Below are 9026 nucleotides of genomic sequence, written 5' to 3' on the forward strand. Positions count from 1 at the left end.
CATCTCGACGCTGCGCTCGACGCAGATACCCACCAGGCTGTCGGCGCCCACACCCTGCCCGCGCAGGTAGTGCGCCAGGCGGTTGGCGCGCGCATTGAGCTCGCCGTAAGTCAGCGACTGGCCTGCAAACTTGATAGCTTCCGTTTCAGGGCAGTGCAGCGCCTGTTGCTCGAACAGGCCATGCAAGGTCTGCGCGTGCTCATGCTCCTGCGCGTGCGCGGTACTGTTCCATTCCACCAACAACTGCTGCCGCTCGCCTCCTGCCAGCATGTCCAGCTCACGCAGCGGCGCCCGCGGATTGGCCACCAGCGCCGCCAGCAAGCGGCCGAAATGCGCGGCCATCCGTTCCGCCGTGGCGCGGTCGAACAGGTCGGTGTTGTATTCGACGTGCCCCCTCAATCCGTCCTCCGCCTCGACCAGCGTCAGCGTCAGATCGAGCGGCGACACATTGTGCTCGATGTCCATCGGCCTGAGCGCCAGCCCGGGCAGCTCAAGCTTGCCCATCGGCGCGTTCTGAAGCACGAACATCACCTGTACCAGCGGGCTGTGGCTGGTATTGCGTTCCGGCGCCAGATGCTCCACTACCTGCTCGAACGGCAGGTCCTGGTGCGTATAGGCGCCCAGCGTGGCCGCCTTGACCTGCGCGAGCAATTCATCAAAACACTGCGCGGCATCCACCCGCGTGCGCAGCGCCAGCGTGTTGGCAAAGAAGCCGACCAGCGGTTCCAGCTCCGCCCTTTGGCGATTCGCGATCGGCGTGCCGATGCAGATGTCATCCTGGCCGGCATAACGGCTGAGCAGCACATTGAACGCAGCCGCCAGCGCCATGAACAAAGTGGCTTGCGCCTGCTGGCTAATACGGTGCAAGCCTTTGGCGACGTGCGCCGGGATCACCACGGGCACCATGCCGCCTTCGTGGGTCTGCACCGCCGGACGCGGACGATCCGTCGGCAGTGACAGCAAGGCCGGTGCACCCTGCAACTGGGTTTTCCAGTAGTCGAGCTGCTGTTGCAACACCTCGCCAGCCAGCCGCTGGCGCTGCCAATGCGCAAAATCGGCATACTGCAGCGCCAGTTCGGGCAGCAACGGCACGGTCCCCTCAACGAACGCGCTGTATAAAGCCGCCACCTCTCCCACCAGCACCCCCATCGACCAGGCATCGAAGACGATATGATGAAACGTCAGCAGGAAAACGTAGGCGTCTTCGCCCAGTACAATCAGCCGGGCACGCAGCAAGGGCCCGGTTTGCAGGTCGAACGGTGCCTGCGCCTCCTCCTGCGCCAGCCATTTCGCCCTAGCCTGACGTTCGTCCGGCGGCAGCCCACTAATATCGGTGACCGGCATCGCCAGCCGCAGCTCAGGCGCGATCACCTGCACCGGCGCGCCATCGGCCATATCGAAAATCGTGCGCAGCACCTCGTGGCGGCGCACGATCTCGTTCAGCGTGCGTTCGAGCGCGGCGCGGTCCAGCCGCCCCTGGACTTCGAATGCCCGCGGAATATTGTAGGCCGCCCCGCCGCTCGTAAAACGGTCGATAAACCAGACCCGCTGCTGTGAATACGACAGCGACAGCAATCCCCTGCGATCGGCCAGCGCAATCGATTCCGGCGGAGGTGCATCGTCTTCCTCCTGCAGCAGCAAGGCAAGGAGTTCTTCTTTCATCGATTCAAGCGAGCGAGTTGAAGTCATAGGTTTCTCAAGAATCATTGTTATTTGGAGCGGGCGGCAGAGCGCCTCTGCATGGCCTGGCGGCGATGCTGGCCCCGCTCCAGGCTTTCCGCATCGGCCGCCGCTGCCGAGGGCGAACTATCCAAGGCCCCTGCCAATTTTTCGATGGTAGGATATCTGAACAAATCGACCACAGAAAGGCTTTTCTGAAAATATTGCATGATTAGCACGTGCAGCCTGATGATGAGCAGCGAGTGCCCGCCCAGGTCGAAGAAATTATCATGGATGCCGACCCGCTCGACGTTCAACAATTCACGCCAGAGCGCCACCAGCCGCTCTTCAGTATCGGTCTGCGCCGCGACATATTCGGCGCGCAGCAGACCCCCGTCCGGCGCCGGCAAAGCCTTCCGGTTAATCTTGCCGTTGGCCGTCAGTGGCAGCTGATCGAGCACCACCCAGGCCGACGGCACCATGTGCTCGGGCAGAGCGCCGGCAAGGTAATCCTTCAACTGCGGTAGCAGTTGTCCGGCGTCTGCGCTGCCCTCGTGCGTGGTCAGGTAGGCGACCAGGCGCTGGTCGCCCGGACTGTCCTCGCGCGCCACCACCACTGCCTCGCGCACCGCCGCGTGCCGCGCCAGCCAGGTTTCGATTTCCCCCAGCTCGATGCGGAAGCCGCGCAGCTTCACCTGCTGGTCGATGCGGCCCAGGTATTCGATCCTGCCGTCCGGCAGATAGCACGCCAGGTCGCCGGTCTTGTACATGCGCGACATGTGCGCATCGGGCGCACCGAAGGGATTGGGCACGAAGCGCTCGGCCGTCAGCTCGTCCCGGTTTACGTAGCCGCGCGCCACGCCGGCGCCGGCGATATGCACCTCGCCGGCAACCCCGACGGGCACCGGGCGCGATTGCCCGTCGAGCAGGTAGATCTGCGTGTTGGCGATCGGCCGCCCGATCGGGATGCCGTGCTCCAGGTCCGTAATCGCGCACAGCGCCGACCAGATCGTCGTCTCCGTCGGGCCGTACATATTCCACACCACCGGCACGCGCCGCAGCAGTTCTTCCGCCAGCGTCGCCGACAGCGCCTCGCCGCCGCACAGCAACTTGAACGGCTTGAGCGGCTGGCCCTCGTACTGCCAGCCCTGTTCGACCAGCATGCGCCAGGTCGACGGCGTGGCCTGCATCATCGTCACGCCATGCCGGGCGATATGCCGGGCCAGTTGGGCCGGATCGGCTGCCACCTGGCGCGGCGCAATCACCGTCGCCGCGCCCACGCTCAGCGGCAGGAACAGCTCAAGGCCGGCAATATCGAAGGACAGCGGCGTCACCGCCAGCAGCACATCGTCAGCCACTATCCCCGGCTGCCCGCGCATCGCGTGCAGGAAGCTGTTCACGTTGCCATGGGTGACTCCGACGCCTTTCGGCTGACCGGTCGAACCCGAGGTGTAGATCACATACGCCAGTTGGTCCGCCGTGGCGCCGCCATCGGGCGCCAGGCCGGAGCCGACTGCGGCCTCCCAGCCGCCGTCCAGGCAAACGGTCACTACGTCGGCCGAAAGCAGCCCCAGCAGCGACTGCTGGGTCAGCAGCAGCGCGGGCCTGGCGTCCTCCAGCATGTAGGCCAGCCGCTCCTTCGGATAGCCGGGATCGAGCGGCACGTAGGCGCCGCCAGCCTTCAGGATGCCGAGCAGGCCGACCAGCATGTCCAGGTCGCGCTCGACGCAAATCGCCACCAGGCTTTCCCTGCCCACCCCCTGGCCGCGCAGGTAGTGCGCCAGGCGCTCCGAACGCTCGTCCAGTTCGCGGTAGCTCAATTGCCGGTCCTCGCACAGCACGGCCACCCGCTCCGGCGTGCGCGCGGCCTGCTGCCGAAACAGGCCGTGCAGGGTCTGGTCCTGCGCATAGGCTTGCGCAGTGTCGTTCCATTCCACCAGCAGCTGCTCGCGCTCCTGCGGCGGCAACACCTCGACGGCCGCTACCGGCGTGTGCGGCGCCTGCTCCAGCGCCTGCACCAGATTTTCCAGCGCCGTTTGCATATAGGCGCAAATGCGGCCCGGCTCGGCCTGCACACTGAGCTGCGCGGTCAACATGAAGTCGTCGCCGAAGTCGTCCACCGACAGCGTCACCGGATAATTGTTGCGTTCCTCTGTGCTCAGGATCTGGGTGCCGCGCCATGCCGCATCGCCGCCGCCCGTCTGGCCGGGGGCCGTATGCCGATAATTCAACAGCGACGTAAACAGCGGCGAAGGCGCCTCGACGCTGCTGCAGCGCTGCGCCAGCGCCAGCGGCGCGTGCTCATGGTGCACCAGCCGGGTCAGCAACTCGTGGGTGCGCCGCAAGCTCTGCGCCACCTCCTGCTGCCCCACCGCCAGGCGGATCGGCAGCGTGTTGATGAACACACCAGGAACCTGGGCTACCTTCTCCCCGCCGCGCATGCGGCCGAACAGCACCGTGCCGAACACCACGTCGCGGCGGCCGGTCAGGCGCGAGAGCACCTGTGCCCACGCCAGATGGATCAGACTGGCGGCACTCACCTGCAGCCGGCTCGCTTCACGACGCAGCTTACCAGCCAGCTCGGCGCCGATGATCTGGGTCGCCTCGCGCACGTCCCTGCCATTCCCCTGCACATCGGCCAGGCCGAAGGGGGTGGTCGGTTCGTCGATATCAGCCAGCATCTCGCGGAAGAAGGCTTCATGTTCGTTGCGGCTGACGCCAAGGCGCGCCTGCGCCACGAACTGGCGGAATGGCACCGGCGACGGCAACGGCGATGCCTCGTTCGCGAGGATGGTCCGGATTTCGCCGATGATGATTTCCAGCGTCGCATGGTCGGAGACAAGGTGGTGCTGGATGATTTTCAACAGCCACCGCCCGTTCACGGGGTCGTGGGCCGCGAAGGCATGCGTCAACGGCGCCTGCCGCACGTCGATGCGGTAATGCGCCGGATCGTAGCGTGCGTCCATCTGTGCGGCGATATCGCCATCCAGGGGGGCGAAGCTGACGTCGACGATCAGCGCCGGCGCATCGCGCCATACCACCTGCACAGGCTCCCTCAGGCCCTCCCATACCACGCTGGTACGCAGTACATCATGCCGTGCAATGACCTGCTGCAGCGCCGCAACGAAGGCATCGAGCGTGGCGCGCCCATCGAAGGCCAGCAGCATCGGCAGCAGGTACACATCACCCTGCTGCTGCAGCAGGTGGTGGAACAAAATTCCTTCCTGCAGCGGACCGAGCGGATAGATATCCTGGACATTAGCCGCGCCTCCCGGCACTGCCATGACGATGCCATCGATTTCCTGCTGGCTTAGCTCGACCAGCGGCAACAGCTCCGGCCCGATAGCCTGGCAGCCGGCGGGAATCAGGTTGGGCAGCACCTCGACGTTATGCTCGCGGCGCCCCAGCGTGTCCACCACATCGGCAATGGTCGGCATGCTGAACAGCGCCCGTACCGTTGTGACCAGACCGGCTTCGTGCATCCGGTCGATTAGGCCGATCGCCAGCAGCGAGTGCCCTCCAAGCTCGAAGAAATTGTCGTGTATGCCAACTCGCTCGACCTGGAGCATATCGGCCCAGATCTCCGCCATCGTACGCTCCGCGTCATTGCGCGGCGCCACATAGGCCGGCTGCCACAGTCCGGCGTCCGGCGCCGGCAGGGCTTTGGCGTCGACCTTGCCGTTCGGCGTCAGCGGCAGCGCGGCGAGCACCACCCAGGCCGATGGCACCATGTATTCGGGCATGAGCTGCTTCAGATAAGCTTTCAGTTCGGCCGCCAGCGACTGGTCCGGTTCTGCGCCGTCCTTCGGCGTCAAATAGGCGACCAGACGCTTCTCGCCGCTGTTGCTGTCGCGCGCCACCACCGCCGCGATGCCGACGGCTTCATGCTCCGCTAACTGGCTCTCGATCTCGCCCAGCTCGATGCGGAAGCCGCGGATCTTGACCTGGCCGTCCGCGCGTCCCAGGAACTCTAGGTTGCCATCGGCAAGGTAGCGCACCAGGTCGCCCGTCTTGTACAGCCGGCTGCTGCTCTGGCGTCGATGGGCATCATGAAAGGGATTGACCACGAACCGTTCCGCCGTCAAGTCCGGGCGATGCAGGTAGCCGCGCGCCAGTCCCACGCCACCGACATACAGTTCGCCCGGCGCGCCGGCCGGCACCAGACTCATTGCCGGCCCCAGCACATACAGACTGTAGTTTTCAATCGGCTTGCCGATATTGCTCACGCCCTCGACCAGTTGGACCACGGTCGTGTCGACCGTGCATTCGGTCGGGCCGTAGACGTTATGCAGGACAATGCGGACATTGTCGGCACGCTTGTACCATTCCGAAATCATCGCCCGGTTGACCTGTTCGCCGCCAATATTGATCTGGCGTATGCACGGCGGCGGCGCCGCGCGGCTGTCCTTGGCCAGTTCGTGCCAGTAGGCCGTCGGCAGGCACAGGATGTTGATATCGAGCGCGGCGCAGCGCTCCCAGAACTGCTCGGGCGACTGCGGCCAGCTGTCCGTACGCAGCACCAGCCGCGAGCCATTGCACAGCGCGCCGAAGATGTCGGCAATCGACAGATCGAAATTAATCGTGGAGAACTGCAGCATGCTCTCCGCGCCGGTCAGGTCAAGCCGTCGGCGGATCGACCAGGCCAGGTTCACCAAACTCGCATGCTCGATCATGACCCCTTTGGGATTGCCAGTCGAGCCGGAAGTGTAAATGATATAGGCCAGGCTGCACGACCTCAGACCCATGGCGGGCGGCGCGACACTGCCGGCGCCTTGCGCCGTCAACTGGTCCTGGACCGCCTCGTCATCGAGGCACAGCGCCAGCGCCGCATCCACCACCTTGCGTTCCACCAGCGCGCGCTGGGTGAGCACGGTGTCAAGCCTGGCGTCGGCGACCATGTAAGCCAGCCGCGCCTCGGGATACGCCGGGTCCAGCGGCACGTAGGCACCGCCGGCCTTGAGGATGCTCAGCATCGCGACAATCATGTCCAGCGAGCGGTCGATGCAGATGCCGACCAGGCTATCCGGCAGCACACCGCGCTCGTTCATCAGGTAGTGCGCCAACCGATTGGCGCGTTCGTTCAGCTGGCGATAAGTCAGCGTCTGCCCGTCGCAGACCAGCGCCACCTGATCGGGATTCTTTTCGGCCTGCGCCTCGAACAGCTGGTGGGCGCACTGGTCCAGAGAATAGGCCGCTTCGGTCGCGTTGAGCGTGTGCAGCAGATGGTGGCGTTCGGTCTCGTCCAGCATCGGCAGTTCATACAGCCGCGCCCGAGGATCGGCCGCTATGCCTTGCAGCAGCAGCCCATACTGCCCGGCCAGCTGTGCGATGGTCCGCGCCTCGAACAGGTCGGCGTTGTAGTCGATCTGGCAGACCAGGCCCTGCGCCGTTTCCGTGACGTCGAACTCAAGGTCGAACTTGACCGGCGTATCCTTGCTCACCACCGCGCTAAAATCGACCTCATCGAGCCGGACCGGCGCGGCGCGGGGCGACTCCATTCCCATGCTGAACATGATCTGGAACAGCGGGCTGTATTGCGTGCTGCGCTGAGGATTGATGCGCTCGACCAGATACTCAAACGGCACATCCTGATGGCTTTGCGCGTCGAGATTGACCATCCTGACCTGTTCCAGGAATTCGTCGAAACGCGGATTGCCCGACACGTCGGTGCGCAGCACCAGCGTGTTGACGAAGAAACCGATGATCTCTTCGAGCTCCTTCTGAAGCCGGTTCGCCACCGGCGTGCCGACCACGATGTCAGCGCTGTTGCTGTGGCGCGCCAGCAGGATACTCAACGCGCCATGCAGCACCATGAACAGCGTCGCCTGGCTGTCCTGCGCAATTTTCTTCAAGGTCCGGCATGTGCCCATGTCCACCGAGAAGCGCTGCTGCGCGCCACGGAAACTTTGATGCAGCGGCCGCGCATGATCCAGCGGCAGGCTGTGCACCGGTGGCAGCTCCGCCAGCTGCCTGGTCCAATAGCCTAGCTGCTGCTCCAGTACCGCCCCGCTCAGCCAGTTGCGCTGCCATAGGGTATAGTCGGCGTAGCGAACCGCTAGCGGGCCATAGGGATTGTCCGCGCCGCTGCGCAGCGCCTGATACTGGCCAATAAATTCCCTGACCAGCAGGTCCATCGACCAGCCATCGGAAGCGATATGGTGCATGCAGAACAGCAGCAAGCCCTCCTCGTCGCCCAGCCGGATAAAGCTTGCGCGCACCATGACGTCGCTGGCCAGGTCGAACGAAAGCCGGCCGTCGGCAGCCGCGAGTTCCTGTGCGGACTGCTCGCGCGCGACCGCGTCGAGGTGGCGCAGATCGATCACCTTGATGCCGAACTCCGGCTGTTCGCGGATCAGCTGCAACAGCTGCCCGCCCTCATTCGCAAACACCGTTCGCAACGGCTCATGACGCTCGATGATGCGCTGGAAGGCCAGTCCGGCAATGGCAGTATCAAAGCATCCGGCGACCTTCAGGACGGTCGGCATGTTGTAGTGCGCGCTGTCGCCGTCGATCTGGTCAAGAAACCACAAGCGCTGCTGGGCGAACGATGCCATTACACGATTGTGCTCGCGCGCCTGCCGCTGTACTTTGGGGCGCGCCGCCGCCACCGGCAACTGCGCGCTTGCGCTCTTCTTCAGATAACTAACAAGCTGCTCGCGGTTGTGGCGGATCGCATCGAGAAATGCCTCCTCCGCCCCCTTCTTGAATAAGCGAAGCTTCAACTTCTCGCCCTCAAGGTACAACTGGACACCTTCACCTGCCAACGTCTTTATGAATTCACGCATTGTGATCTCTACTTCTTCCATGTGCCATGTGTTAACCAACCGGACAACCGGAGCCTGATTCGCCGGCACCGTTCAAATCTCTACTTCATTGAAGCCTTCGCCCGACATTGATTCAAAATGCTGGTTGATCAGATTCATCTCCGTGATGTCGTCGATCAGGGTCGCAATCTGGACAATACTGGTCTGCTCGAATAGCTTCCTGATCTGCAACTGAATGCCGAATTTGTCCGCCACCTCGGAGACCAGCCGGATAGCCAGAAGCGAGTGCCCGCCCAAGGCGAAGAAGTCTGCGGTCGTGCTGATCTGGTCCGCTTTCAGGTTCAGCAATCTTGACCAAATAGCAACCAGGGTTTCCTCGGTATCGGTCAGCGGCGCCACATACCCGGCCTGCGACAGGCTCGCGTCCGGCGCAGGCAGCGCCTTGCGGTCGACCTTGCCGTTCGGGTTCAGCGGCAGCGTATCGAGCGTCACCCACACGGATGGCACCATGTAGGCCGGCAGACTGGCCTGCAGGGCAAGCTGGAGCGCTGCGCTGTCAATGTCGATGTCGTTCCTGACCACATAGCCCACCAGGCGCTGGTC

At 64.1% G+C, this 9026-nt stretch carries 3 protein-coding genes; all 3 read right to left on the reverse strand.

Annotated features, from left to right (window positions below):
* Positions 1-1689 (reverse strand): condensation domain-containing protein (locus tag O3301_RS28465; RefSeq protein ID WP_305058144.1); only part of this gene is annotated, 1689 nt, incomplete at its 3' end.
* Positions 1690-1709: 20 nt separating this feature from the next.
* A complete protein-coding gene (locus O3301_RS28470) occupies positions 1710-8465 on the reverse strand; it encodes a non-ribosomal peptide synthetase (RefSeq protein WP_305058145.1) in 6756 nt (2251 codons plus the stop codon).
* 51 nt (positions 8466-8516) lie between these two features.
* Positions 8517-9026: phosphopantetheine-binding protein (locus O3301_RS28475; protein WP_305058146.1), on the reverse strand; the 510-nt coding region annotated here is incomplete at its 5' end.

The organism is Janthinobacterium sp. SUN211 (genome assembly GCF_030587315.1).
GTDB lineage: Bacteria > Pseudomonadota > Gammaproteobacteria > Burkholderiales > Burkholderiaceae_D > Janthinobacterium > Janthinobacterium kumbetense.

What these genes read in the sequence shown, in the direction of transcription:
- O3301_RS28470 (WP_305058145.1), bottom strand. Translation starts at nt 8,465, where the DNA reads ATGGAAGAAGTAGAGATCACAATGCGTGAATTCATAAAGACGTTGGCA.